This is a genomic window from Thioalkalivibrio nitratireducens DSM 14787 (assembly GCF_000321415.2).
In the GTDB taxonomy this organism is placed as follows: domain Bacteria; phylum Pseudomonadota; class Gammaproteobacteria; order Ectothiorhodospirales; family Ectothiorhodospiraceae; genus Thioalkalivibrio; species Thioalkalivibrio nitratireducens.
The window spans coordinates 3,222,333-3,245,266 of record NC_019902.2 but is presented as its reverse complement, the minus strand read 5'-3'; the positions used below and the strand labels follow the sequence as shown (position 1 = coordinate 3,245,266).

23 protein-coding genes and 1 tRNA gene are annotated in these 22,934 nt (G+C 66.4%); 23 read left to right on the top strand and 1 reads right to left on the bottom strand.

Annotation, left to right across the window (positions count from 1 at the left end; all coding sequences use genetic code 11):
- The first annotated feature begins 237 nt into the window (after window positions 1-237).
- From dapB to greA, 5 genes are all read left to right on the top strand, one after another.
- On the top strand, window positions 238-1,029 hold the full coding sequence (gene dapB / locus TVNIR_RS14820; protein WP_015259882.1) for a 4-hydroxy-tetrahydrodipicolinate reductase: 792 nt from the start codon (window positions 238-240) through the stop codon (window positions 1,027-1,029).
- A gap of 64 nt (window positions 1,030-1,093) precedes the next feature.
- Window positions 1,094-1,393 carry an antibiotic biosynthesis monooxygenase gene (locus TVNIR_RS14815; protein ID WP_015259881.1) on the top strand — a complete coding sequence of 100 codons (300 nt, stop codon included), beginning with the start codon at window positions 1,094-1,096 and terminating at the stop codon, window positions 1,391-1,393.
- Between the two features lie 136 nt (window positions 1,394-1,529).
- Entirely contained in the window at window positions 1,530-2,663 is a 1,134-nt protein-coding gene (gene carA / locus TVNIR_RS14810) for a glutamine-hydrolyzing carbamoyl-phosphate synthase small subunit (protein ID WP_015259880.1), read from the top strand.
- A 49-nt stretch (window positions 2,664-2,712) separates the two neighbouring features.
- Window positions 2,713-5,952 (top strand): carbamoyl-phosphate synthase large subunit, encoded by a 3,240-nt coding sequence (carB, locus tag TVNIR_RS14805; protein ID WP_015259879.1) that lies wholly within the window; start codon window positions 2,713-2,715, stop codon window positions 5,950-5,952.
- Entirely contained in the window at window positions 5,949-6,428 is a 480-nt protein-coding gene (gene greA, locus TVNIR_RS14800) for a transcription elongation factor GreA (protein ID WP_015259878.1), read from the top strand. The genes carB and greA overlap by 4 nt, the downstream gene beginning before the upstream one ends.
- Here greA and yhbY read toward each other — a convergent pair.
- Window positions 6,421-6,726 (bottom strand): ribosome assembly RNA-binding protein YhbY, encoded by a 306-nt coding sequence (gene yhbY, locus TVNIR_RS14795; RefSeq protein WP_015259877.1) that lies wholly within the window; start codon window positions 6,724-6,726, stop codon window positions 6,421-6,423. The two genes, greA and yhbY, sit on opposite strands and share 8 nt — an antisense overlap.
- Window positions 6,727-6,797: 71 nt before the next feature.
- Between yhbY and rlmE the strand changes: the two genes are divergently transcribed.
- The 18 genes from rlmE (at window position 6,798) to nuoK (ending at window position 22,934) form a co-directional block, all read left to right on the top strand.
- Window positions 6,798-7,424, top strand: a complete 627-nt coding sequence (gene rlmE / locus TVNIR_RS14790) for a 23S rRNA (uridine(2552)-2'-O)-methyltransferase RlmE (protein WP_015259876.1) — start codon at window positions 6,798-6,800, stop codon at window positions 7,422-7,424.
- 39 nt (window positions 7,425-7,463) lie between these two features.
- A complete protein-coding gene (gene ftsH, locus TVNIR_RS14785; protein WP_015259875.1) occupies window positions 7,464-9,407 on the top strand; it encodes an ATP-dependent zinc metalloprotease FtsH in 1,944 nt (647 codons plus the stop codon).
- An 80-nt stretch (window positions 9,408-9,487) separates the two neighbouring features.
- Window positions 9,488-10,357 carry a dihydropteroate synthase gene (gene folP, locus TVNIR_RS14780; RefSeq protein WP_043740770.1) on the top strand — a complete coding sequence of 290 codons (870 nt, stop codon included), beginning with the start codon at window positions 9,488-9,490 and terminating at the stop codon, window positions 10,355-10,357.
- 3 nt (window positions 10,358-10,360) lie between these two features.
- On the top strand, window positions 10,361-11,731 hold the full coding sequence (gene glmM / locus TVNIR_RS14775; protein ID WP_015259873.1) for a phosphoglucosamine mutase: 1,371 nt from the start codon (window positions 10,361-10,363) through the stop codon (window positions 11,729-11,731).
- Between the two features lie 39 nt (window positions 11,732-11,770).
- A complete protein-coding gene (tpiA, locus tag TVNIR_RS14770) occupies window positions 11,771-12,535 on the top strand; it encodes a triose-phosphate isomerase (RefSeq protein ID WP_043739799.1) in 765 nt (254 codons plus the stop codon).
- 8 nt (window positions 12,536-12,543) lie between these two features.
- Window positions 12,544-12,894, top strand: coding sequence for a preprotein translocase subunit SecG (gene secG, locus TVNIR_RS14765; RefSeq protein ID WP_015259871.1), 351 nt, complete (start codon window positions 12,544-12,546; stop codon window positions 12,892-12,894).
- A gap of 58 nt (window positions 12,895-12,952) precedes the next feature.
- A tRNA-Leu gene (locus tag TVNIR_RS14760) sits at window positions 12,953-13,037 on the top strand.
- Window positions 13,038-13,295: 258 nt separating this feature from the next.
- Complete coding sequence (locus tag TVNIR_RS14755) at window positions 13,296-13,652, top strand: NADH-quinone oxidoreductase subunit A (RefSeq protein WP_015259870.1); 357 nt, start codon at window positions 13,296-13,298, stop codon at window positions 13,650-13,652.
- Window positions 13,643-14,119 carry a NuoB/complex I 20 kDa subunit family protein gene (locus tag TVNIR_RS14750; protein ID WP_015259869.1) on the top strand — a complete coding sequence of 159 codons (477 nt, stop codon included), beginning with the start codon at window positions 13,643-13,645 and terminating at the stop codon, window positions 14,117-14,119. The genes TVNIR_RS14755 and TVNIR_RS14750 overlap by 10 nt, the downstream gene beginning before the upstream one ends.
- A gap of 16 nt (window positions 14,120-14,135) precedes the next feature.
- Window positions 14,136-14,858, top strand: coding sequence for an NADH-quinone oxidoreductase subunit C (locus tag TVNIR_RS14745; protein WP_015259868.1), 723 nt, complete (start codon window positions 14,136-14,138; stop codon window positions 14,856-14,858).
- Window positions 14,851-16,104 carry an NADH-quinone oxidoreductase subunit D gene (locus TVNIR_RS14740; protein WP_015259867.1) on the top strand — a complete coding sequence of 418 codons (1,254 nt, stop codon included), beginning with the start codon at window positions 14,851-14,853 and terminating at the stop codon, window positions 16,102-16,104. The genes TVNIR_RS14745 and TVNIR_RS14740 overlap by 8 nt, the downstream gene beginning before the upstream one ends.
- On the top strand, window positions 16,104-16,607 hold the full coding sequence (locus TVNIR_RS14735; protein ID WP_015259866.1) for an NADH-quinone oxidoreductase subunit NuoE family protein: 504 nt from the start codon (window positions 16,104-16,106) through the stop codon (window positions 16,605-16,607). The genes TVNIR_RS14740 and TVNIR_RS14735 overlap by 1 nt, the downstream gene beginning before the upstream one ends.
- A gap of 3 nt (window positions 16,608-16,610) precedes the next feature.
- Window positions 16,611-17,891 (top strand): NADH-quinone oxidoreductase subunit NuoF, encoded by a 1,281-nt coding sequence (gene nuoF / locus TVNIR_RS14730; protein ID WP_015259865.1) that lies wholly within the window; start codon window positions 16,611-16,613, stop codon window positions 17,889-17,891.
- Window positions 17,892-17,914: 23 nt separating this feature from the next.
- The gene (gene nuoG / locus TVNIR_RS14725; RefSeq protein WP_015259864.1) at window positions 17,915-20,296 is read left to right on the top strand and encodes an NADH-quinone oxidoreductase subunit NuoG; all 2,382 of its coding nucleotides are present in this window, start codon (window positions 17,915-17,917) and stop codon (window positions 20,294-20,296) included.
- A gap of 13 nt (window positions 20,297-20,309) precedes the next feature.
- Window positions 20,310-21,374, top strand: a complete 1,065-nt coding sequence (nuoH, locus tag TVNIR_RS14720; protein ID WP_015259863.1) for an NADH-quinone oxidoreductase subunit NuoH — start codon at window positions 20,310-20,312, stop codon at window positions 21,372-21,374.
- A gap of 18 nt (window positions 21,375-21,392) precedes the next feature.
- Window positions 21,393-21,881, top strand: a complete 489-nt coding sequence (nuoI, locus tag TVNIR_RS14715) for an NADH-quinone oxidoreductase subunit NuoI (protein WP_015259862.1) — start codon at window positions 21,393-21,395, stop codon at window positions 21,879-21,881.
- Between the two features lie 15 nt (window positions 21,882-21,896).
- A complete protein-coding gene (locus TVNIR_RS14710; protein WP_015259861.1) occupies window positions 21,897-22,541 on the top strand; it encodes an NADH-quinone oxidoreductase subunit J in 645 nt (214 codons plus the stop codon).
- A gap of 87 nt (window positions 22,542-22,628) precedes the next feature.
- Window positions 22,629-22,934: an NADH-quinone oxidoreductase subunit NuoK gene (gene nuoK / locus TVNIR_RS14705; protein WP_015259860.1), complete on the top strand. Its 306-nt coding sequence runs from the start codon at window positions 22,629-22,631 to the stop codon at window positions 22,932-22,934.

The following is a 22,934-nucleotide window of genomic DNA, read 5'->3' as shown; positions in this document are numbered from 1 at the left end:
ACGGCGCAGGCGAAGCTCATGCTGCCATGCGCCGGCCCGGTGCGGCTGGTGGGTTCCCGTGACGGATTGGCTACGGTGCGGAATCCACGAGCAATCTCGGGGTGTGGGGTCGGGGCTGGCGCGTCCACGGCTGCGCCGTTGACCCTGGATTCGAATCGGCACCGGATATGCCAGCGCCCCCGTTTTCACGTTACCCTTGGGCGCGCCTTCAATGGTACGACGGACAGGGAGACGGCAATGACGCGGATCGCGATCGCGGGTGTGGGTGGGCGGATGGGCCAGGCGCTGTCGCAGGCGGTGATGGAACACCCCGAGGCGCAGCTGGGCGCCGCGAGCGAGCGGGCGGGGAGCCCGCTTCTGGGGCAGCCGCCGACCGCGCAGGACATGGCGGTGCGGGTGGTGTCGGATCTGGCCTCCGTGCTCGACGCCTTCGATGTGCTGATCGACTTCACGCAACCCGAGGCCACCGTGGCCCACGCGGCGCTGTGCCGGGCCCATGGCAAACGCCTGGTGGTCGGCACCACGGGTCTTTCGGCGAGCCAGCAGGCACACCTGGAGAACGCCGCAAAGGCCGTTCCGGTGGTGTTCGCGCCGAACATGAGTGTCGGCGTGAACCTGACCTTCAAGCTGGTGGAGCTGGCCGCGAGGGTCCTCGGCGATTCGGTGGACATCGAGATCATCGAAGCTCACCATCGGCACAAGGTGGACGCACCCTCCGGTACCGCGCTGCGTCTGGGGCGCGTCGTCGCGGACACGCTCGGACGGGACCTGGAGACCGATGCCGTGTATGGGCGCGAGGGTTATACCGGTGCCCGCGACCGGCGCACGATCGGGTTCGCCACGGTCCGCGCGGGCGACATCGTCGGCGAGCACACGACGCTGTTCGCCACCGATGGCGAGCGCGTGGAAATCACCCATCGTGCCAGCAGTCGGCTGACCTTTGCCTCGGGTGCGGTGCGTGCGGCGGTGTGGCTCGATGCACAGCCGCCCGGCTTCTACGATATGCAGGACGTTCTGGGCCTGCGCTGACACAGACGCCCGGCTCGCCCGTGGTGCCGCGATCCCGCTGGAGACTGGATTAAGGAGAGCCCCGATGCACGTCACCCTCGTCCACGTTCATGTGAAGCCGGAACATGCCGACGCCTTTATCGCGGCGACGCGCGAGAACCACCTTGCGTCCACGCGCGAACCCGGCAACCGCCGCTTCGACGTGCTCCGCGATGCCGCAGATCCGACGCGTTTCGTGCTGTACGAGGCCTATGCGACCGAGGCCGATGCCCGGGCACACAAGGAAACCCCCCACTACCATGCCTGGCGCGAGGCGGTGGCGTCGATGATGGCCGAGCCGCGGGTGGGGGCGCCCTACGTCGGTCTGTTTCCGGAGGCCCCCTGACCGCCGCCGTGTCCACGGGGCGGGTGGTTGGACCGCGTTTCTGGGCTCGCGTACACTGAACGCATCCCGATGATGCATCCGCCCGGCGCCGTATCCCGGCGGCGGGCCCCGCTCAGGCCAGTCCCTGGAGGTTGCCGTGTCCGCGCCAGCTGTGCTCGTCCTCGAAGACGGAACCGTGTTCCATGGCCAGTCGGTGGGGGCGGTCGGCGAGACGGTCGGCGAGGTCGTGTTCAATACCGCGATGACCGGCTACCAAGAGATCCTGACCGATCCTTCCTATGCCCGCCAGATCGTGACGCTGACCTACCCGCACATCGGCAACGTCGGCACCACGTCCGAGGACGACGAGTCCACCCGCGTACACGCGGCCGGGCTGATCGTGCGCGACGTGCCGCCGCTGGTCAGCAATTGGCGCAGCCGCGAGTCGCTACCGGACTACCTGATGCGCCACGGCGTGGTGGCCATCGCGGGCATCGATACCCGCCGGCTGACCCGGATCCTGCGCGAGAAGGGAGCCCAGAACGGCTGCCTGCAGGGCGGCGAGGTCGATGCCGAACGGGCGCTGGAGCAAGCCCGGGCGTTCCCGGGCATCAAGGGCATGGATCTCGCGCGCGAGGTCAGCACCGCGAACCGCTATGAGTGGCTGGATGGCCCCTGGAGACTCGATGGCCCACCGCCGCGACTGAAGCCCGACGAGGCCGAGTTTCACGTGGTCGCGTACGACTTTGGCATCAAGCACAACATTCTGCGCATGCTGGTCGGCCGCGGTTGCCGTGTGACCGTGGTGCCCGCAGAGACTCCGGCCGAGGACGCGCTGGCGCTGGAGCCCGACGGGATCTTCCTGTCGAACGGACCGGGTGACCCGGAGCCCTGTGCCTACGCGATCGAGAGCATTCGCCGGTTTTGCGAGAAGCGGCGTCCCGTGTTCGGCATTTGTCTCGGGCACCAGCTGCTCGGACTCGCAAGTGGAGCGCGGACGGTGAAGATGAAATTCGGCCACCACGGTGCAAACCATCCGATCCAGGATCTGCGCAGCCGCAAGGTGATGATTTCCAGCCAGAACCATGGTTTCGCGGTGGACGAGGCCAACCTCCCCGGCACTCTGGTGGCCACGCACCGCTCGCTGTTCGATGGTTCGTTGCAGGGGATCGCCCGCACCGATTGTCCGGCGTTCGGCTTTCAGGGGCATCCCGAGGCGAGCCCGGGTCCCCACGACGTCGCCCCCGGCTTCGACGAGTTCATTGCCGCGATGCGCGCCGCGCGGGATTGACCCCGCCCGGAAAGCCCGACCCGAATCCGACCCCCGGAGTTGCCCCGTCATGCCCAAGCGTACCGACATCCAGAGCGTGCTGATCCTCGGCGCCGGTCCGATCGTGATCGGCCAGGCCTGCGAGTTCGACTACTCCGGGGCGCAGGCCTGCAAGGCACTGCGCGAGGAGGGTTTCCGGGTGATCCTGGTGAACTCCAACCCGGCCACGATCATGACCGACCCGGAAACGGCCGACGCGGTGTACATCGAGCCGGTCGACTGGCGCGTGGTCGCCCGAGTGATCGAGAAGGAACGGCCGGATGCGCTGCTGCCGACGATGGGCGGGCAGACCGCGCTGAACTGCGCGCTCGACCTTGCGCGCGAAGGCGTGCTCAAGAAATACGGCGTGGAGATGATCGGGGCGAACGAGGACGCGATCGACATGGCGGAGGACCGCGAGCGCTTCCGCGAGGCGATGACCGAGATCGGGCTCGCGACGCCGACGGCCTTTATCGCCAACACCTGGGACGAGGCGCAGAAGGTGCAGCCCGAGATCGGCTTCCCGGTGATCATCCGGCCATCGTTCACGCTCGGCGGCTCCGGCGGTGGCATTGCCTACAACCGCGAGGAATTCGAGGAGATCGTGAAGGGCGGTCTCGACCTGTCGCCGACCAACGAGGTGCTGCTCGAGGAGTCGGTGCTGGGCTGGAAGGAGTTCGAGATGGAGGTCGTCCGTGACAAGGCGGACAACTGCATCATCATCTGCTCGATCGAGAACCTCGACCCAATGGGCGTGCACACCGGTGATTCGATTACCGTGGCCCCGGCGCAGACGCTCACCGACAAGGAATACCAGATTCTGCGCAACGCGTCGATCGCGGTGCTGCGCAAGATCGGCGTCGAGACCGGCGGTTCCAACGTCCAGTTCGCGGTGAATCCCGACGACGGCCGACTGATCGTGATCGAGATGAACCCGCGCGTCTCGCGCTCCTCGGCGCTGGCGTCAAAGGCGACCGGTTTCCCGATCGCGAAAGTGGCGGCGAAGCTCGCGGTCGGCTACACGCTGGACGAACTGCGCAACGACATCACCGGCGGTCTGACCCCGGCGTCGTTCGAGCCATCGATCGACTATGTCGTCACCAAGATCCCGCGCTTCACCTTCGAGAAGTTCCCGCAGGCGCAGGCCCGGCTGACCACACAGATGAAATCGGTCGGCGAGGTGATGGCGATCGGCCGCACCTTCCAGGAATCGCTGCAGAAGGCGCTGCGCGGCCTGGAAACCGGCGCGGACGGCCTCGACGAGAAGGTCGACCTGAATGCCGATGACGTCACCGAGCGGCTGCGCACGTTGCTGGGGAACCCCGGGCCGGAGCGCATCTTCAACGTCGCCGACGGGTTCCGCGCCGGTCTCAGCATCGAGGACGTGTTCGGACTCACCGCGATCGACCGCTGGTTCCTGGCCCAGATCCACCAGCTGATCGAGATCGAGCGCGGCGTGCGCGACCGTTTCCTGAACGACCTGAGCGCCGCCGAGCTGTTCGACCTGAAGCGCCGCGGTTTCTCCGACCGGCGCCTGGCGAAACTGCTGAACGAGACCGAGAAGGCGGTGCGCAAGCAGCGCCAGGCGCTACGCGTGCACCCGGTGTACAAGCGCGTGGACACCTGTGCCGCGGAATTCGCGACGACCACCGCGTACATGTATTCGACCTACGAGGACGAGAGCGAAGCCGAGCCCAGTGACCGCGAGAAGATCATGGTACTCGGCGGCGGCCCGAACCGGATCGGGCAGGGCATCGAGTTCGACTATTGCTGTGTGCACGCCGCGCTCGCGATGCGCGAGGACGGCTACGAGACGATCATGGTCAACTGCAACCCCGAGACGGTCTCGACCGACTACGACACCTCCGACCGGCTGTACTTCGAGCCGCTGACGCTGGAGGACGTGCTCGAGATCGTCGCGGTCGAACAACCGAAGGGCGTGATCGTGCAGTACGGTGGCCAGACGCCGCTGAAGCTCGCGCGCGACCTCGAGGCGGCCGGCGTGCCGATCATCGGCACCTCGCCGGACTCGATCGATCTGGCCGAGGACCGCGAGCGCTTCCAGCACCTGCTGCAGAAGCTCGACCTGCGTCAGCCGCCGAACCGCACTGCGCGCAGCGAGGACGAGGCCGAGAAGCTTGCCGCCGAAATCGGCTACCCGCTGGTAGTAAGGCCGTCCTACGTGCTCGGCGGGCGCGCGATGGAGATCGTGCGCGACGAGGACGATCTGAAACGCTACATGCGCGATGCGGTGTCGGTGTCCAACGATGCCCCGGTGCTGCTCGACCGCTTTCTCGACGACGCGATCGAGGTCGACGTCGACGCGATCTGCGACGGCCAGGACGTGTTCATCGGCGGGATCATGGAACATATCGAACAGGCCGGAGTCCATTCCGGCGACTCCGCCTGTTCGCTGCCACCGTTCTCGCTGTCCGACCGGCTGCAGGACGAGATGGTCGAACAGGTGCGCCGGATGGCGCTGGGGCTGAAGGTCGTTGGCCTGATGAATACCCAGTTCGCGATCCAGGGCGAGAGCATCTTCGTGCTGGAGGTGAATCCGCGCGCGTCACGCACGGTACCGTTCGTATCCAAGGTGGTCGGTCTGCCGCTGGCCAAGATCGCGGCCCGCTGCATGGTGGGTCAGAGCCTGAAGGGGCAGAATCTGCATGCGCCGGTGCGCCCCGACTACTATGCGGTGAAGGAGGCGGTGTTCCCGTTCGCCAAGTTCCCGGGCGTGGACCCGATCCTGGGCCCGGAAATGAAATCCACCGGCGAGGTGATGGGGGTCGGCCGCAGCTTTGCCGAGGCTTTCGCGAAGAGCCAGCTCGGCGCCGGGGTGCGCCTGCCGGCGCGTGGGAAGGCGTTTGTGTCGGTGCGCGACATCGACAAAAATCCCGCGTTGGCGAAGGTCGGCCGGCGGCTGGTCGAGCTGGGCTTCGACGTGCTGGCGACCCGGGGCACCGCGGCCTTCCTGCAGGAGCAGGGGGTTGGGGTGACCGTGGTGAACAAGGTCACCGAGGGCCGCCCGCACATCGTCGACATGATCAAGAACGACGAGGTCAGCTTCATCGTGAACACGGTCGAGGGCAAGCAGGCGACCGCCGATTCGTTCACGATCCGGCGCGAAGCACTGATGCACAAGGTCAGTTACACGACCACGATCGCCGGCGCGCTCGCGACGGTGCAGGCGCTGGATCACCTGGAATTCGAGAACGTGTTTCGACTGCAGGATCTGCACGAGGAGGCCCTGCGGGGAAGGAGTGAGGCATGAGCAAGACGCCACTGACCGTCACCGGGGCGGAAAAGCTGAAGGAAGAACTGCGCCGCCTGAAGACCGTGGAGCGCCCCCGGGTCGTGAACGCGATCGCGGAGGCACGCGCCCATGGAGATCTGAAGGAGAACGCCGAGTACCACGCCGCTCGCGAACAGCAGAGCTTCATCGAGGGGCGTATCCGCGAGATCGAGGGTAAGCTGTCGCATGCCCAGGTCATTGACGTCACTGCGTTGCCGAAAACCGGGAAGGTCGTGTTCGGCGTGACCGTGCTGCTGGAGGGCACCGAAGACGGTACGCCTGCAACGTATCGGATCGTCGGCGACGACGAGGCCGATATCAAGCAGGGGATGATTTCGGTGAGTTCGCCGATCGCGCGCGCGCTGATCGGGCGCGAGGAGGGAGACTTGGTGACGGTGAACGCCCCGGGGGGGGCGCTGGAGTACGAGATCCTGGAAGTCCGTTACGTCAACTGACCGGCGGGCCGAGGCTGATCACCGGGTGTTCGGCATTGCGCCGGAACAGTGTGGCCACGAATCCCACACGCTGCACCAGGTCGGCGCCGGTCCGGTCGCAGAGGGTGGTGACGGTGGCGTTGCGGCCCTCGCGGTCGCCGATATTGACCTTTACCTTGACCAGTTCATGGTGGTCCAGCGCCTGCTCCAGCTCGGCCAGCACCGCGTCGGTGAGGCCGTTGCGGCCGATGGTCACGACGGGTTTGCGCGGGTGCGCCAGGCTGCGGAGCAGCCGCCGCTGCGGTTCGGTCAGATTCACTTCTCGAGAGGATACCGCTTGGAATTGCGCGCAGTGTAGCATGGCTGTCGCGCGGGTCCGAAAGGGGCACGATGCCGAAACGCAGCAAGTCCAGCCAGCGTTGGCTGAAGGAACATTTTGACGACCGGTTCGTTACGCGCGCCCAGCAGGAGGGGTATCGCTCGCGCGCGGTCTTCAAGCTCGAGGAGATCGACCGGCGCGAGCGCCTGCTGCGCCGGGGCCTGCGGGTCGTCGACCTGGGTGCCGCCCCGGGGGGGTGGAGCCAGTACGCGGCGGACCGGGTCGGGCCCACCGGCCGCGTGGTGGCCTCGGATATCCTGTCCATGGATCCGATTCCCGGGGTCGACATCGTGACCGGCGACTTCCGCGAACAGGCGGTGCTGGAGGGGATTCTTGCGGCGCTCGGTGACGAACGCGCAGACCTTGTACTTTCCGACATGGCCCCCAATCTCTCGGGTACGGATGCGGTCGACCAGCCGCGCGCCATCCACCTCTGTGAACTGGCGCTCGACCTCGCGCTCCGTGTGCTGAAACCGAATGGTGCTTTTCTCGTCAAACTGTTTCAGGGGCAGGGTTCCGACGAATACCTGCGCGAGCTTCGCCTGCGGTTCCGCCGCGTGGCGGTGCGCAAGCCCCAGGCGTCGCGCCCACGGTCACGGGAAGTGTATGTATTGGCGCGGGAGCTGCGGGATGTGTAACGTTCGCATCAGCGAACTCAGCGATTTCGAGGTGGCATTTTGAATGGCCTGGTAAAGAACCTGGTGATCTGGGCGGTGATCGCGGTCGTGCTGATGTCCGTGTTCAACAACTTCAGCCCGCAACCGCAGCAGGAAACCCGCGCGATGACCTATTCGTCGTTCATCAGCGACGTGAAGGGGGGGCGGATCGAGAGCGTGACGATTGAGGGCAACACGATCCGGGGGACGACCATCGATGGACGATCGTTCCGCACCGAGAGCCCCAACGATCCCGGCCTGATCGGTGACCTGCTCGCGAACAACGTCGAGATCCGTGCGCAGGAACCGCAGCGGCGTTCGGTGCTGATGGACGTCCTGATCAGCTGGTTCCCGATGCTGCTGCTGATCGCGGTCTGGATCTACTTCATGCGCCAGATGCAGGGTGGCGGTGCCGGCGGGCGCGGCGCGATGTCGTTTGGCAAGAGCAAGGCCAAGATGATGTCGGAAGATCAGGTCAAGGTCACCTTCGCCGACGTGGCGGGCTGTGACGAGGCGAAGGACGAAGTCTCCGAACTCGTCGACTTCCTGCGTGATCCGTCGAAGTTCCAGAAGCTCGGTGGCAAGATCCCGCGTGGCGTGCTGATGGTGGGCTCGCCCGGTACCGGCAAGACGCTGCTCGCCAAGGCGATCGCCGGCGAGGCCAAGGTGCCGTTCTTCACCATCTCGGGTTCCGACTTCGTCGAGATGTTCGTCGGCGTCGGGGCCTCGCGGGTGCGCGACATGTTCGACACCGCGAAGAAGCATGCCCCGTGCATCATCTTCATCGACGAGATCGACGCGGTGGGCCGCCATCGCGGTGCCGGCCTCGGCGGCGGCCACGACGAGCGCGAGCAGACGCTGAACCAGCTATTGGTCGAGATGGACGGCTTCGAGGGCAACGAGGGCGTGATCGTGATCGCTGCGACCAACCGCCCGGACGTGCTCGACCCGGCGCTGCTGCGCCCGGGCCGATTCGACCGGCAGGTCGTGGTGCCTCCGCCGGACGTGCGCGGCCGCGAGCAGATCCTGAAGGTGCACATGCGCAAGGTGCCGCTGTCCGACGACGTTCGCCCGACGGTGATTGCGCGCGGTACCCCCGGTTTTTCCGGCGCGGATCTCGCAAACCTGGTGAACGAGGCGGCGTTGTTCGCGGCCCGTGCCGGCAAGCGCACGGTCGACATGTCCGATTTCGAGCGGGCGAAGGACAAGATCATGATGGGCGCCGAGCGCCGGTCGATGGTGATGAGCGAGGACGAGAAGAAGCTGACCGCCTACCACGAGGCCGGACATGCGATCGTCGGTCGGACGGTGCCCGAGCACGACCCGGTGTACAAGGTGAGCATCATCCCCCGTGGGCGCGCCCTCGGGGTGACCATGTTCCTGCCCGAAGAGGACCGCTACAGTCACTCGAAGACGCGGCTGGAGAGCCAGATTGCGAGTCTGTTCGGCGGGCGTATCGCCGAGGAGCTGATCTTCGGCGTGGACCGGGTCACGACCGGCGCTTCCAACGACATCGAGCGGGCGACGATCATCGCGCGCAACATGGTCACCAAGTGGGGCCTTTCCGATCGCCTGGGGCCGTTGACCTACAGCGAGGACGAGAACGAGGTCTTCCTCGGCCGCCAGGTGACGCAGACCAAGCACATGTCCGACGAGACCGCGCATGCGATCGACGAGGAGGTGCGCAGGATCATCGACAGCAGCTACGAGCGGGCGCAGAAGATCCTGACCGGCAACTTGGACAAGCTTCACGCGATGGCCCAGGCGCTGGTGAAGTACGAGACCATCGACGAGCCCCAGATCACGGACATCATGGAAGGGCGAACGCCGCGCCCGCCGAGCGACTGGAAGGAAGACGAACCCGCCGGCCGACCGGATTCGGACTCGGGCCCGTCGTCACCCGAGACAGCACCGGGCAAACGGCCCGACACCGGCGTGGTTGGGGGACCCGCCCCGCAGCCCTGAGGCGTGCGCTGCGGGCACCAGGACCACCCGGGTTCAACCCGGGTGGTCCTTTTTGGTTGCGGTTCCATTACCATCGGGCGATGCCTGATCTGCTGACCCTGGACTGTGCCGGAAGGCCGCTGTGTCTCGATCGCCCCCGGATCATGGGCGTGCTGAACGTGACGCCGGACTCGTTCTCGGACGGAGGCCGTTTCCATGAGCCGGAGACCGCGGTGGCGCATGCGCGGGCGATGGTCGACGCCGGCGCGGACATCATCGACGTCGGCGGCGAGTCCACCCGCCCCGGTTCGGAGCCGGTATCGGTCGAGGAAGAACTCCGGCGCGTGATCCCGGTACTGACCGCGCTGCGTGCGGAGCTCGCCGTGCCGCTGTCGATCGACACCAGCAAGCCCGAGGTGATGCGTTCCGCGGTCGCGGCCGGCGCTGGCCTGATCAACGACGTGAACGGTCTGCGCGCGCCCGGTGCGTTGCCGGCGGCCGCGGAGAGCGGGGCAGCGATCTGCGTGATGCACATGCAGGGCACGCCCCGCTCGATGCAGCGGGAGCCCCGTTATCATGACGTCGTGGGCGAGGTGCGCGCGTTCCTGGCGGAACGGGCGTCAACGCTGCGCGGAACCGGCGTGCCGGCCAGCCGGATCGTGCTCGATCCGGGGTTCGGATTCGGCAAGACGCTGGAGCACAACGTGGCGCTGTTCCGCGGGCTTCCGGAACTGATGTCACTGGGATATCCCGTGCTCGTGGGCGTCTCGCGCAAGTCGATGCTCGGGGCTATTCTCGGGGGGCGCCCGGTCGGGGGGCGAATCATGGGCAGCGCGGTGGCCGCGGCGCTGGCAGCCGGATACGGCGCCCAGATCGTGAGGGTGCACGATGTAGCGGCGACCGCGGACGCGCTCGCGGTGCAGGTGGCACTGGGCCGGACGATGGGCCGGCCGACTACAGGGGAGCGATGACATATGGGGAAATACTTCGGGACCGACGGGATTCGCGGTCGCACCGGGCGCTGGCCGATGACGCCGGACTTTGCGCTGCGCCTGGGTTATGCGGTCGGGGAGGTGCTGGGGCAGCAGAGTTCCGGCCCCGTGCTGATTGGCAAGGACACGCGCGTCTCCGGCTACATGTTTGAGTCCGCGCTCGAGGCGGGGCTGTCGGCGGCCGGGACCGACATCGCGTTGCTGGGCCCGATGCCGACTCCCGCGGTGGCGTACCTGACGCGGACCTTTCGTGCCGCGGCGGGAGTGGTGATCAGCGCGTCGCACAACCCGTACGACGACAACGGCTTCAAGTTCTTTACACCCGAGGGTGACAAGTTGCCGGATGCGTTGGAACAGGCGATCGAGGAGCGTCTGGAACGCCCGCTGGGCGAGCTCGATTCGCGCAACCTCGGCAAGGCGGAACGCATCAAGGATGCGGCGGGCCGGTACATCGAGTTCTGCAAGAGCGCGATTCCGGCGCGCTCGCAATTGCGCGGACTGCGGGTCGTGGTCGACTGTGCGCATGGCGCGACCTACAACGTGACCCCGCAGGTGTTCGCTGAACTCGGCGCCGACGTCGATACCCTCGGAACCCGCCCCGACGGTTACAACATCAATGCCGAGTGCGGCGCGCTCTACCCGGAGGCACTGTGCCAGCAGGTGCTCGCCGCCGGTGCCGATCTCGGGATCGCGCTGGATGGCGATGGCGATCGCGTGATCCTCGCCGACGAGCGGGGAGAGATCGTCGACGGGGACGAGATCCTGGGAATCCTGGCGCTGACGGATCCGGGGAACGGCGGCTTCAATGGGGGTGTGGTGGGGACACAGATGTCCAACCTGGGGCTGGAGCTGGCACTGGGTGCTGCGGGTATTCCGTTCGTCCGCGCGCGGGTGGGGGACCGCTACGTGCTCGAGGAACTGCGCCGCCACGGCTGGCAGCTGGGTGGCGAGGGTTCCGGCCACATCGTCTGCCTGGGCCATACCACGACCGGGGACGGCACCGTGGCGGCGCTGCGCATCGCCCACCTGATCCACCGGACCGGCCGGCCCCTGTCCGAGTTGCGCCGGGTCGTTCAGAAACTGCCCCAGGTGCTGGTCAACGTGCCGGTCGAAGGGTCCGCCACCGGGGTGCTGGGAGCGCCACCGGTGCGCGCGGCGGTGGACGAGGTGCTGGCGGAGCTGGCGCAGAACGGCCGCGTGCTGCTGCGTCCCTCGGGCACTGAACCGCTGGTGCGGGTGATGGTGGAGGGCCGGGACAACGGGCAGATCGTCGCCGCCGCCGAGCGCATTTCGAGTGCCATTCGCGAAGCGCTCGCTACGGGGCCGGTTGCTTTGAGTCCGTCCGGCCGGTAACATTCCGCGGCTTATTCACGCTTCAGCAAGGTTGGTGGCATGCGCAAGGCTCTGGTCGCAGGGAACTGGAAGATGAACGGGTCGGTGACGTCGAACCGGGAGCTCCTGTCTGCGCTGAAACAGGCCATTCCAGGCGGCGATCGGGTCGATGTCGCGGTGTGTCCGCCCGCGGTGTATCTGCCGGACGTGGTGGACCAGCTGCACGGCGGCCCGATTGCGGTGGGCGGCCAGGACTGTTCCGACGAGACTGCGGGTGCCTACACCGGCGAGATCGCGGCCAGCATGCTGAAGGAAGTCGGCTGCGAGTACGTGATCGTCGGCCATTCCGAGCGTCGGGCCCGGCAGGGCGAGGACAGCGCCTGGGTCGCGCGCAAGTTCATTGCCGCGCAGGCCGCGGGTCTGGTACCGATCCTCTGTGTCGGCGAGCAGTTGTCCGACCGCGAGGCCGGGCGCACCGATGCCGTGGTCGCCGAGCAGCTGGACGCGGTGCTGGATCTGGCCGGCGTGGCCGCGTTCGAGCGGAGCGTGGTGGCCTACGAGCCGGTCTGGGCCATCGGTACCGGGCTTACGGCTACGCCGGATCAGGCGGCAGAGGTGCATGGGCTCATCCGCGCACGGGTCGCGGCAAGGGATTCCGCGGTGGCTGCCGGTCTGCGCATCCTGTACGGTGGCAGTGTGAAGGCCGACAACGCGGCGGGCTTGTTCGCGCTGCCGGATATCGACGGCGGCTTGATCGGCGGCGCTTCGCTGGACGCCCGCTCGTTCGTTGCGATCGTCGACGCGGCCGGCGCCGCGCGAGGCTAGGGAGCCCTATGATCTACGGCATTCTTCTGGTGGTGCAGGTGCTGGTGGCAGTGGCGCTGATCGCGCTGGTGCTGATGCAGCACGGCAAGGGGGCGGACGCCGGTGCGGCGTTCGGCAGCGGCGCCTCGGCGACAGTATTCGGGGCGCGGGGGTCGGCCAATTTCCTCAGCCGTTCCACCGCAATCCTGGCAGTGGTATTCTTCGTGAACAGCCTGTCGCTCGCCTACCTTGCGGCTTCGGAGCCCGAGACGCGCAGCCTGATCGAGCAGATGCGGGAGCAGGCGGCGCAGGAAGAGGTGCTTGACGAATCGCTGCCGCTGGACCCGGTCCCGGGCCGCCCGAGCGACATCCCCGACTAGGCCCGGTAGCGGGTGGCGGCACCACGGGGCATCCCGATCGACGCTCGATACAGCGCACGCAGATGTGGTGGAATTGGTAGACACGCTATCTTGAGGGGGTAGTGGCGCAAGCCGTGTGGGTTCGAGTCCCACCATCTGCACCAATCATGAGTACCGGAGTCGGTCGGCCAGGGCAGGCGGGTCCGGTTCTTCTAAGGCTTTAATATCAATACCTTAAGGTGTTATTGGTCACTTGACACCGTTTCCGGGCTTCCCCTAGACTGCCAGCCCGGTGGGAGCGGCCGCGCCCCTACAGGGCGCCGGACGCACCGGATCTCACCCAGCACATACGCCTCGCGCGACGCGTCCGATCCGCGCCCGCACAGAAGAACCTGCCCCCGGGCTGCGTTCGGGAGAAGAGAATGCTGGAAGGCTACCTGCCGATACTGATCTTCCTCGTGGTTGGGGCCGTGGCAGGTCTGGTGCCGCTCGCCCTGGGCATGGCGATCGGTCCGCGTAAGCCGGACGCGGCGAAGGATTCCCCGTACGAATGCGGCTTCGAGGCTTTCGAGGACTCGCGGCTGAAGTTCGACGTGCGCTTCTACCTGGTCGCGATCCTGTTCATCATCTTCGATCTGGAGATTGCGTTTCTCTTCCCCTGGGCAGTGGCACTCGGCGACATCGGGCTGTTCGGTCTGCTGGCGATGGCGCTGTTCCTGGTGATCCTGGTGATCGGCTTCATCTACGAGTGGAAGAAGGGGGCCCTGGAATGGGAATAGAAGGCGTTCTCGAGAAAGGTTTCGTCACCACCTCGGCCGACAAGCTGATCAACTGGGCGCGTACCGGGTCGCTCTGGCCGATGACCTTCGGGCTGGCGTGCTGCGCGGTCGAGATGATGCACGCCGGTGCCGCCCGGTACGATCTTGACCGTTTCGGCATCGTGTTCCGGCCGAGTCCCCGGCAGTCGGACGTGATGATTGTGGCCGGCACGCTGGTGAACAAGATGGCTCCGGCACTACGTAAGGTCTACGACCAGATGGCCGAACCGCGCTGGGTGATCTCTATGGGCTCCTGCGCGAACGGCGGTGGCTACTACCACTATTCCTACGCGGTTGTGCGCGGTTGCGACCGCATCGTGCCGGTCGATGTCTATGTCCCCGGCTGTCCGCCGACTGCGGAGGCGCTGCTGTACGGGATCATCCAGCTGCAGAACAAGATCCGCCGCACCAATACCATTGCCCGCTGATCCGCAGGGGAAGACGATGTCCGAAAGCAAGCACTGGATCGATATCCTGCGGGCGGAGTTCGAGCCGCAACTGCAGGCGGTGCACGTCGATCATGGCGAGGTGACGATCGAGATCCCCGCCGACCAGTGGAAGACGGTGGCAGAGCGTCTGCGCGATCACCCGGACCTCGCATTCGACATGCTCGTGGACCTCTGTGGTGTCGACTACCTCGAATACGGGCGTACCGAATGGGCGACCCAGGCCGCCTCCCGCCAGGGCTTCTCGCGTGGGGTGTCGCCGGCGACCTCGGGGCGGTTCACGTTCGACGAGGCCGCGGATGACGCGGATCGGGAAGGCCCGCGCTTCGCGGTGGTGATGCACCTGCTGTCGATCGCGCATAACCGGCGGCTGCGCGTCCGCGCCTTCCTGCCGGACGACGACTTTCCCGGGATCGAGTCGGTCACCGGGGTCTGGGCGTCGGCCAACTGGTTCGAACGCGAGGCCTTCGACCTGTTCGGGATCCTGTTCGCGGGCCACCCGGACCTGCGCCGGATCCTGACCGACTACGGTTTCGTCGGCCACCCGTTCCGCAAGGACTTCCCGCTGATCGGTCACGTGGAGATGCGCTATGACCCCGAACAACAGCGGGTGATCTACCAGCCGGTGACCATCGAGCCGCGGGTGCTCGTGCCCAAGGTGATCCGCGACGACCACCGCTACGCGGGGGACGAGCAGGCGGGAGACGAACGCAATGCCTGAGATCCGCAACTTTACCCTGAACTTCGGTCCCCAGCATCCTTCGGCGCACGGCGTGCTGCGCCTGGTGCTGGAGATGGACGGCGAGGTGGTCCAGCGCGCAGATCCGCACATCGGGTTGCTGCATCGCGGTACCGAGAAACTTGCCGAGAGCAAGCCGTATAACCAGTCGATCGGTTACATGGATCGGCTCGACTACGTGTCGATGATGAGCAACGAGCACGGCTACGTGCTGGCGATGGAGAAGCTTCTCGAGATCGAGCCGCCGCTGCGCGCCCAGTACATCCGCGTGATGTTCGACGAGATCACGCGGATCCTGAACCACCTGCTGTGGCTCGGTGCTCATGCGCTCGACATCGGCGCCATGACGGTCTTCCTGTACGCGTTCCGCGAGCGCGAGGATCTGATGGATTGTTACGAGGCAGTCAGCGGTGCCCGGATGCACGCGACCTACTACCGACCGGGCGGTGTCGCCCGCGACCTGCCCGACGCGATGCCGAAATATCAGCCGTCGCGCTGGAAGACGCAGGCCGAGGTCGACGCGCTGAATGCGAACCGCCAGGGCTCGATGCTGGACTTCATCGAGTCGTTCACCGAGCGTTTCCCCGGCTGCGTCGACGAATACGAGACGCTGTTGACCGACAACCGGATCTGGAAACAGCGCACGGTGGGGATCGGCGTGGTGAGCCCCGGGCGCGCGAAGCAGCTGGGCCTGACCGGGCCGATGCTGCGCGGCTCCGGCGTCGAGTGGGATCTGCGCCGCAAACAGCCCTACGAGGTCTACGACCGTCTGGATTTCGACATCCCGGTCGGCGTGAACGGCGATTGCTACGACCGCTACCTGGTCCGGATCGAGGAGATGCGCCAGTCGAACCGGATCATCCGCCAGTGCATCGACTGGCTGCGGGCGAATCCCGGCCCGGTACTGCTGGAGAACTACAAGATCGCTCCGCCGCGGCGCGAGGAGATGAAGGCCGACATGGAGGCGCTGATCCATCACTTCAAGCTGTTCACCGAGGGTTTCTGCCTGCCGGAAGGCGAGGCCTATGCCGCGGTCGAGCATCCGAAGGGCGAGTTCGGCGTCTACCTGGTCTCCGACGGCGCGAACAAGCCCTACCGGCTGAAGGTCCGCGCCCCGGGCTTTGTCCATCTGTCCGCGCTGGACGAGATGGCGCGCGGGCACATGCTGGCGGACGTGGTTGCGATCATCGGTACGCAGGATATCGTCTTCGGGGAGGTGGACCGCTGATGGCGGCGAAGGAGCAGAACGCGCCGATGCTCAGCGAGCACCTGCGCGCGGAGATCGACCACTGGCTGGCGCGTTACCCGGATAACCAGCGCCGCTCGGCGCTGCTCGGCGCGCTGCGCGCGGCCCAACACGAGCACGGTTACCTGAGCACCGAGCTCATGGATGCGGTCGCGGAATATTTGCGCATCCCGGCGATGGATGTGTACGAGGCCGCAACGTTCTACTCGATGTTCGAACTCGAACCGGTCGGCCGGCACACCATCGCGGTCTGCAGCAACGTCTCCTGCATGCTCCGTGGTTCCGATGCCATCATCGAACATCTGCAACGAAAGCTCGGGATCCGGCTTGGCGAGTCGACCCCCGACGGGAAGTTCTACCTGAAGCGGGAGGAGGAATGCCTGGCCGCCTGCTGCGGCGCCCCGATGATGCAGGTAGACCATGTCTACTACGAGAACCTGACGCCCGAGCGCGTGGACGAAATCCTCGCCAAGCTGGAGTCCTGAATTATGGCCAACCGCATCTGCTTCGCGACCCGCGAACTCGAAACGCCCTGGTCGCTGGATTCCTACCTGAGCGTCGGCGGCTACCAGGCGCTGAAGAAGGTTTTCGGTGAGCGCATGCCGCCCGAGGACGTGATCGAAGAGGTCAAGAAATCGAACCTGCGCGGGCGCGGCGGTGCCGGGTTCCCGACCGGTCTGAAGTGGAGCTTCATGCCGCGCAACAGTCCCGGGCAGAAATACATCGTATGCAACTCCGACGAGTCCGAGCCCGGCACCTGCAAGGATCGCGACATTCTGCGCTTCAACCCGCATGCGCTGATTGAGGGCATGGCCATCGCCGGCTATGCGATCGGTGCGACGGTGGGCTACAACTACATGCGCGGCGAGTTCATCGACGAGGTTTACCGGCGCTTCTCGGATGCGCTGAAGGAAGCCTATGACCAGGGGTTCCTGGGCAAGGATGTCCTCGGCTCCGGGGTCGATTTCGACCTCCACGCGACCCTCGGTGCCGGCGCATATATCTGCGGCGAGGAGACCGCGCTCCTCGAGTCGCTCGAGGGCAAGAAGGGCCAGCCGCGGTTCAAGCCGCCGTTCCCGGCCAACTTCGGGTTGTACGGGCGCCCGACGACGATCAACAACACCGAGTCGCTGGCTTCGATCCCGTCGATCCTGCGCAACGGTGGCGACTGGTTCGCCGAACTGGGCGTGCCGAAGTCCGGCGGCGAGAAGCTGTTCTCGGTCTCGGGCCATGTGAATCGACCGGGCAACTATGAGGTGCCGCTCGGAACCCCGTTCAGCGAGTTGCTGGATCTGGCGGGCGGCGTGCTCGACGGACGCCGGCTGAAAGCGGTGATTCCGGGGGGGTCCTCGGTGCCGGTGGTGCCGGGCGATGCGATGATGCAGGCAAACATGGACTACGACTCGATTGCGAAGGCCGGTTCCATGCTTGGCTCCGGTGCGGTGATCGTGATGGACGAGACGACCGACATGGTCCAGGTGCTGCAGCGGATCTCGCGCTTCTATTTCTCCGAGTCGTGCGGCCAGTGCACGCCTTGCCGCGAGGGTACCGGCTGGATGTACCGGATGCTGACCCGGATCGTCGAGGGCCGGGGACGTCCGGAAGATTTGGAACGGCTCGACGATGTCGCGAGCAAGATCGAGGGTCGCACGATCTGCGCACTCGGCGACGCCGCCGCGATGCCGGTTCGCAGTTTCATCAAGCACTACCGTCACGAGTTCGCACACTACATTCAGCACGGCAAGAGCCTGGTGGCGCAGGCCGCCTGATTGCCCCGGTGCAGGAAACCCCTATGAGCCAGGATCTGGTCACCTTCGAGATCGACGGACAGACGCTGCAGGCGCCGAAGGGCACGATGCTGATCGATGTCGCCGATGACGCGAACATCCACGTCCCGCGGTTCTGCTACCACAAGAAGCTGTCGGTGGCCGCAAACTGCCGTATGTGCCTGGTCGAAGTGGAAAAGGCGCCGAAGCCGCTGCCCGCGTGTGCGACCCCGGTGATGGAGGGGATGAAGGTCCACACGCGTTCCCCGCTGGCGCTGGCGGCGCAGAAGGGCACGATGGAATTCCTGCTGATCAACCATCCATTGGACTGTCCGATCTGCGATCAGGGTGGCGAGTGCGAGTTGCAGGACGTCGCGATGGGCTACGGCGAGAGCGTGTCGCGCTATGCCGAGGCGAAGCGCGTCGTGAACGACCGCGACATCGGGCCGCTGATCGAGACCGAGATGACCCGGTGCATCCACTGTACCCGCTGCGTGCGTTTCGCCGAGGAGATCGCCGGCGTGCGCGAGCTGGGAGCGACCGGGCGCGGGGAGTACGTCCGCATCGGGACGTACGTCGAGCACACCGTCAGCCATGAGCTTTCGGGCAACGTGATCGATCTGTGCCCGGTGGGAGCGCTGACCGCGAAGCCGTCGCGCTATCGGGCGCGGGCCTGGGAATACCGCGAGGCACCGTCGGTGGCAGCGCACGACGGGGTCGGCTCCAACGTGTTCGTGCACACGTATAACGGGCGCGTGATGCGCGTCGTGCCACGCGAGAACGAGGCGGTGAACGAGACCTGGATTTCGGATCGGGATCGCTTCAGCTACGCCGGCCTCTCCGCAGGGGATCGCCTGACCCGGCCGCGGATCAAGGTCGACGGCGAATGGCAGGACGCGAGCTGGGAAGAGGCGCTGGCCAAGGCCGCCGACGGCCTGCGCATGGCCGACCCGGCGCGTACCGGGGCCTTGCTGTCGCCGTCGCTTACCCTCGAGGAGTTCTACCTGGCGCAGAAGGTACTGCGCGGTCTCGGCGTCGGCGACATCGACCATCGCCTGGGCCAGCTGGATTTCCGCGATGAAGCCGCGGCCCCGCTGTTCCCCTGGCTCGGCAGTGCCATCGAGGATCTGGACCGTGCGGACGCGGTACTGCTGGTCGGCTGTAATCCGCGGCGCGAGGCTCCGATGCTCGCCCACCGCTTGCGCAAGGCCGGCCTGAAGGGCGCCCGGATCAGCGCGGTGCACACGCATTGGCTCGACCTGACCTACCCGACCGATGCCCAGCTGCTGGGTGATGTGCGCAGCCAGGTGCTCGGGCTGGCCGGGGTCGCGGCGCGCCTCGCCGAAAACGGCAAGAAGCTGCCGAAGCTCCTCTCCGACGTGGTCGCCGCCGCCTTCACCGAGGACGAGGCCACGCTCGAGGCGCAGCGGCGCATCGCGACCGCGCTGTCCGAAGGGCATCAGTCGCACGTGCTGCTCGGTGCCGACGCGATCGCCAGCCCGGCTTTCTCGACGCTGCGCGCGCTTGCCGGCTGGATCGCCCGGCAAACCGGTGCGCGTCTGGGCTACCTCGCGCCCGGCGCCAACGCCGCCGGGGCCTGGCTCGCGGGTTGCGTGCCCACGCGCTCGGTCGGTGGCGCGGCCACCGGACTGTCCGGGTCCGACGTGCGGAACATGCTGGCACAGGGCCGGGATGCGTTCGTGTTGGCCGGTATCGATCCGGACTGCGATTTCGCGGACCCGGTGCCGGCACTGCGTGCGCTGCGCGAGGCACGTCTGGTTGTGGCGCTGACCGCCTTCGCGAACCCCGTACTGGAGGAGATTGCCGACGTGCTGCTGCCGGTGGCGACCGCGTTCGAGACCTCCGGCACCCTGGTCAACGCGGAAGGGCGCTGGCAGAGTTTCCGGGCAGTCGCGACCGCGCCCGCCGAGGCCCGCCCCGGCTGGAAGGTCTGGCGGGTGCTCGGCAACCTCCTGGACGTGCGCGGGGTGGGCTACCTGGATTCGCGTGCGGTGCGCGACGAGATGAAGGCGCAACTGCCCGAGGCGGCGTTCAGCACGCAGGTCGACCTGCGACTTGCGCAGGTCGAAATACCCGACACGGCTTCGGCGTTGGTGCGGATGCAGGTGCAGGGGCTCTATTCCTGCGACCCGCTGGTGCGCCGGGCGGCGCCGTTGCAAGTATTGCCAGAGGGCCGGCGCGCGGATACGGTGCGCATCCATCCGCAATCGGCCGGCTCCCATGCCGACGGAACCCGGGTGCGCCTGCGCCAGGGGCGGCGCGACGCGGAACTCACGCTGGTGCACGACGAGACGGTTCCGGTCGGAGTCGCGGTGACCGTGGCCGGCAGCGCCGCGCTCGCCGATCTCGATGTACCCGGAACCCCGGTTACCCTGGCCCGGGCCTGACAAGGGACGACACATGATCGACTGGCTCATGGAAAGCTTTCAGGCGCTGCCGGTGGTGATGCAGATCCTGTTCAAGATCACGCTGATCGTGGCGCCCCTGATGCTGGCGGTGGCCTATACGACCTATGCCGAACGCAAGGTCATCGGCTACATACAGGTCCGGATCGGACCGAACCGGGTCGGGCCGCGCGGCTGGCTGCAGCCCATCGCCGACGCGGTGAAGCTGCTGACCAAGGAAGTGATCGTCCCGACCAACGCGAACCGCTTCCTGTTCCTGATTGCGCCGACACTCGCGCTGTTCCCCGCGCTCGCCGCCTGGGCGGTGGTACCGTTCGACGACGGCATGGTACTGGCCGACGTGAACGCCGGCCTGCTGTACCTGCTGGCGCTGACCTCGCTCGGGGTCTACGGAGTGCTCATCGCGGGCTGGGCGTCGAACTCGAAGTACGCACTGCTCGGCGCGATGCGGTCGGCGGCGCAGATCGTCGCCTACGAGATCGCAATGGGCTTCGCGCTGGTCGGCGTGATCATGGCGGCTGGAAGCCTGAACGTCGGCGAGATCGTGCGCGCGCAGGAAGGGAGCGTGTATCACTGGTTCCTGCTGCCGCTGCTGCCGCTGTTCCTGGTGTACTTCATCTCCGGCGTCGCCGAGACCAACCGCGCGCCGTTCGACGTGGCCGAGGGCGAATCCGAGATCGTCGCCGGGTTCCACGTCGAGTACTCGGGCATGGCCTTTGCGGTCTTCTTCCTGGCCGAATACGCGAACATGATCCTGATTTCGGCGCTGGCCGCGCTGCTGTTCTTCGGGGGCTGGTTGTCGCCGCTGCAGGGAATCGTTCCGGACAGCGCGTTCGCCTGGCCGGTGATCGGCTGGTTCCTTGATTCCGGGATCCACTGGTTCCTGCTGAAGACCGCCTTCTTCCTGTTCCTGTTCCTGTGGCTGCGGGCGACCTTCCCGCGCTACCGCTACGACCAGATCATGCGCCTGGGCTGGAAGGTATTGATCCCGGTCACCATCGTCTGGCTGTTCGTGCTGGGTGTACTGGTGTTCCTGCAGGTGGGTCCATGGTTCGCCTAGCCGGCGGAGGATGCTGAGATGAACGCGATCCGACATTTCTTCAAGAGCTTCCTGCTCTGGGAATTGCTGTTGGGCCTGCGCCTGACCGGGCGCTACCTGTTCGCGCGCAAGTTCACCGTGCAGTATCCCGAGGAGAAGACGCCGATGTCGCCGCGCTTTCGCGGGCTGCACGCATTGCGCCGCTACCCGAACGGTGAGGAGCGCTGCATCGCCTGCAAGCTGTGCGAAGCGGTCTGTCCGGCGCTCGCGATCACCATCGAGTCCGAAGAGCGGGCGGACGGCACCCGGCGCACCACGCGCTACGACATCGACCTGTTCAAGTGTATCTTCTGCGGCTTCTGCGAGGAGGCCTGCCCGGTCGACTCGATCGTCGAGACGCACCTGTTCGAATACCACTTCGAAAATCGCGGCGAGCAGATCATGACCAAGGACATGCTGCTGGCGATCGGCGATCGCTACGAGAAAGAGATCGCGGCCGCGCGTGCGGCGGACGCGATGTACCGGTGACCCGGGGATTCGACGATGACCTTTGAACTGTTTCTTTTCTACGTGTTCGGCGCGATCCTGCTCGGCTCCGCGCTGGCTTTGATCAGCGTGCGCAACCCGGTGCACGCGGCGCTGTTCCTGGTGCTGTGCTTCGTGACCGCCGCAGCGATCTGGCTAATGGCCGAGGCCGAGTTCCTGGCGATCGTGCTGGTGCTCGTCTACGTCGGCGCGGTGATGGTGCTGTTCCTGTTCGTGGTGATGATGCTGGACATCAACCTTGCCCGGCTGCGCGCGGGCTTCACCGAGTACCTGCCGGCCGGGTTGGTCGTGGCCGCGGCAATGGCGACGGTGCTGACGCTGGTGATCACCCGGTTCATCACCATGGACCCGCCGGAGCGTGCCGGGCCGGACTACGCGAACACGCTCGAGCTGGGGCGGATCCTGTACACCGATTACGTCTACGCGTTCGAGATCGCGGCGGCGATCCTGTTGGTCGCGATCATCGCGGCGATCGCGCTGGCCATGCGCCGCCGCCCGGACACGAAATACGTCGATCCGGCCGGGCAGGTCCGCGTGCGCAGGGCCGACCGGGTGCGTCTGGTCTCGATGCGCTCCGAGCCGAGGAGGTCGGGTGCCGAGCACGACGAGAGCGAACACGGCAGGAACAACGAGGGCGCCTAGCACACACCGCCCGGCGGCCGATGAGCCGCCGCACTGGACACACGATTCGGGCGACCGGAACCCCGACTGGGAACTCAGGGCCAACACATGATTACGCTGTCGCACTACCTGGTGCTCGCCGCGCTGCTGTTTTCGATCAGCGTGGCCGGCATCTTCCTGAACCGAAAGAACGTGATCGTTCTGCTGATGTGCATCGAGCTGATGCTGCTCGCGGTGAACATCAACTTCATCGCGTTCTCGTTCTTTCTGCAGGATCTCGCGGGCCAGGTTTTCGTGTTCTTCATCCTGACCGTCGCGGCGGCCGAAGCGGCGATCGGGCTGGCGATCCTCGTGCTGCTGTTCCGCAATCGACGCACCATCAACGTCCAGGATCTGGACGCAATGAAGGGGTAG

Excerpts from the sequence above, each read along its gene's own strand:
- dapB (WP_015259882.1), top strand. The coding sequence starts at position 238 with ATGACGCGGATCGCGATCGCGGGTGTGGGTGGGCGGATGGGCCAGGCG.
- TVNIR_RS14815 (WP_015259881.1), top strand. The coding sequence starts at position 1,094 with ATGCACGTCACCCTCGTCCACGTTCATGTGAAGCCGGAACATGCCGAC.
- carB (WP_015259879.1), top strand. The coding sequence starts at position 2,713 with ATGCCCAAGCGTACCGACATCCAGAGCGTGCTGATCCTCGGCGCCGGT.
- greA (WP_015259878.1), top strand. The coding sequence starts at position 5,949 with ATGAGCAAGACGCCACTGACCGTCACCGGGGCGGAAAAGCTGAAGGAA.
- rlmE (WP_015259876.1), top strand. The coding sequence starts at position 6,798 with ATGCCGAAACGCAGCAAGTCCAGCCAGCGTTGGCTGAAGGAACATTTT.
- folP (WP_043740770.1), top strand. The coding sequence starts at position 9,488 with ATGCCTGATCTGCTGACCCTGGACTGTGCCGGAAGGCCGCTGTGTCTC.
- glmM (WP_015259873.1), top strand. The coding sequence starts at position 10,361 with ATGGGGAAATACTTCGGGACCGACGGGATTCGCGGTCGCACCGGGCGC.
- tpiA (WP_043739799.1), top strand. The coding sequence starts at position 11,771 with ATGCGCAAGGCTCTGGTCGCAGGGAACTGGAAGATGAACGGGTCGGTG.
- secG (WP_015259871.1), top strand. The coding sequence starts at position 12,544 with ATGATCTACGGCATTCTTCTGGTGGTGCAGGTGCTGGTGGCAGTGGCG.
- TVNIR_RS14755 (WP_015259870.1), top strand. The coding sequence starts at position 13,296 with ATGCTGGAAGGCTACCTGCCGATACTGATCTTCCTCGTGGTTGGGGCC.
- TVNIR_RS14750 (WP_015259869.1), top strand. The coding sequence starts at position 13,643 with ATGGGAATAGAAGGCGTTCTCGAGAAAGGTTTCGTCACCACCTCGGCC.
- TVNIR_RS14745 (WP_015259868.1), top strand. The coding sequence starts at position 14,136 with ATGTCCGAAAGCAAGCACTGGATCGATATCCTGCGGGCGGAGTTCGAG.
- TVNIR_RS14740 (WP_015259867.1), top strand. The coding sequence starts at position 14,851 with ATGCCTGAGATCCGCAACTTTACCCTGAACTTCGGTCCCCAGCATCCT.
- TVNIR_RS14735 (WP_015259866.1), top strand. The coding sequence starts at position 16,104 with ATGGCGGCGAAGGAGCAGAACGCGCCGATGCTCAGCGAGCACCTGCGC.
- nuoF (WP_015259865.1), top strand. The coding sequence starts at position 16,611 with ATGGCCAACCGCATCTGCTTCGCGACCCGCGAACTCGAAACGCCCTGG.
- nuoG (WP_015259864.1), top strand. The coding sequence starts at position 17,915 with ATGAGCCAGGATCTGGTCACCTTCGAGATCGACGGACAGACGCTGCAG.
- nuoH (WP_015259863.1), top strand. The coding sequence starts at position 20,310 with ATGATCGACTGGCTCATGGAAAGCTTTCAGGCGCTGCCGGTGGTGATG.
- nuoI (WP_015259862.1), top strand. The coding sequence starts at position 21,393 with ATGAACGCGATCCGACATTTCTTCAAGAGCTTCCTGCTCTGGGAATTG.
- TVNIR_RS14710 (WP_015259861.1), top strand. The coding sequence starts at position 21,897 with ATGACCTTTGAACTGTTTCTTTTCTACGTGTTCGGCGCGATCCTGCTC.
- nuoK (WP_015259860.1), top strand. The coding sequence starts at position 22,629 with ATGATTACGCTGTCGCACTACCTGGTGCTCGCCGCGCTGCTGTTTTCG.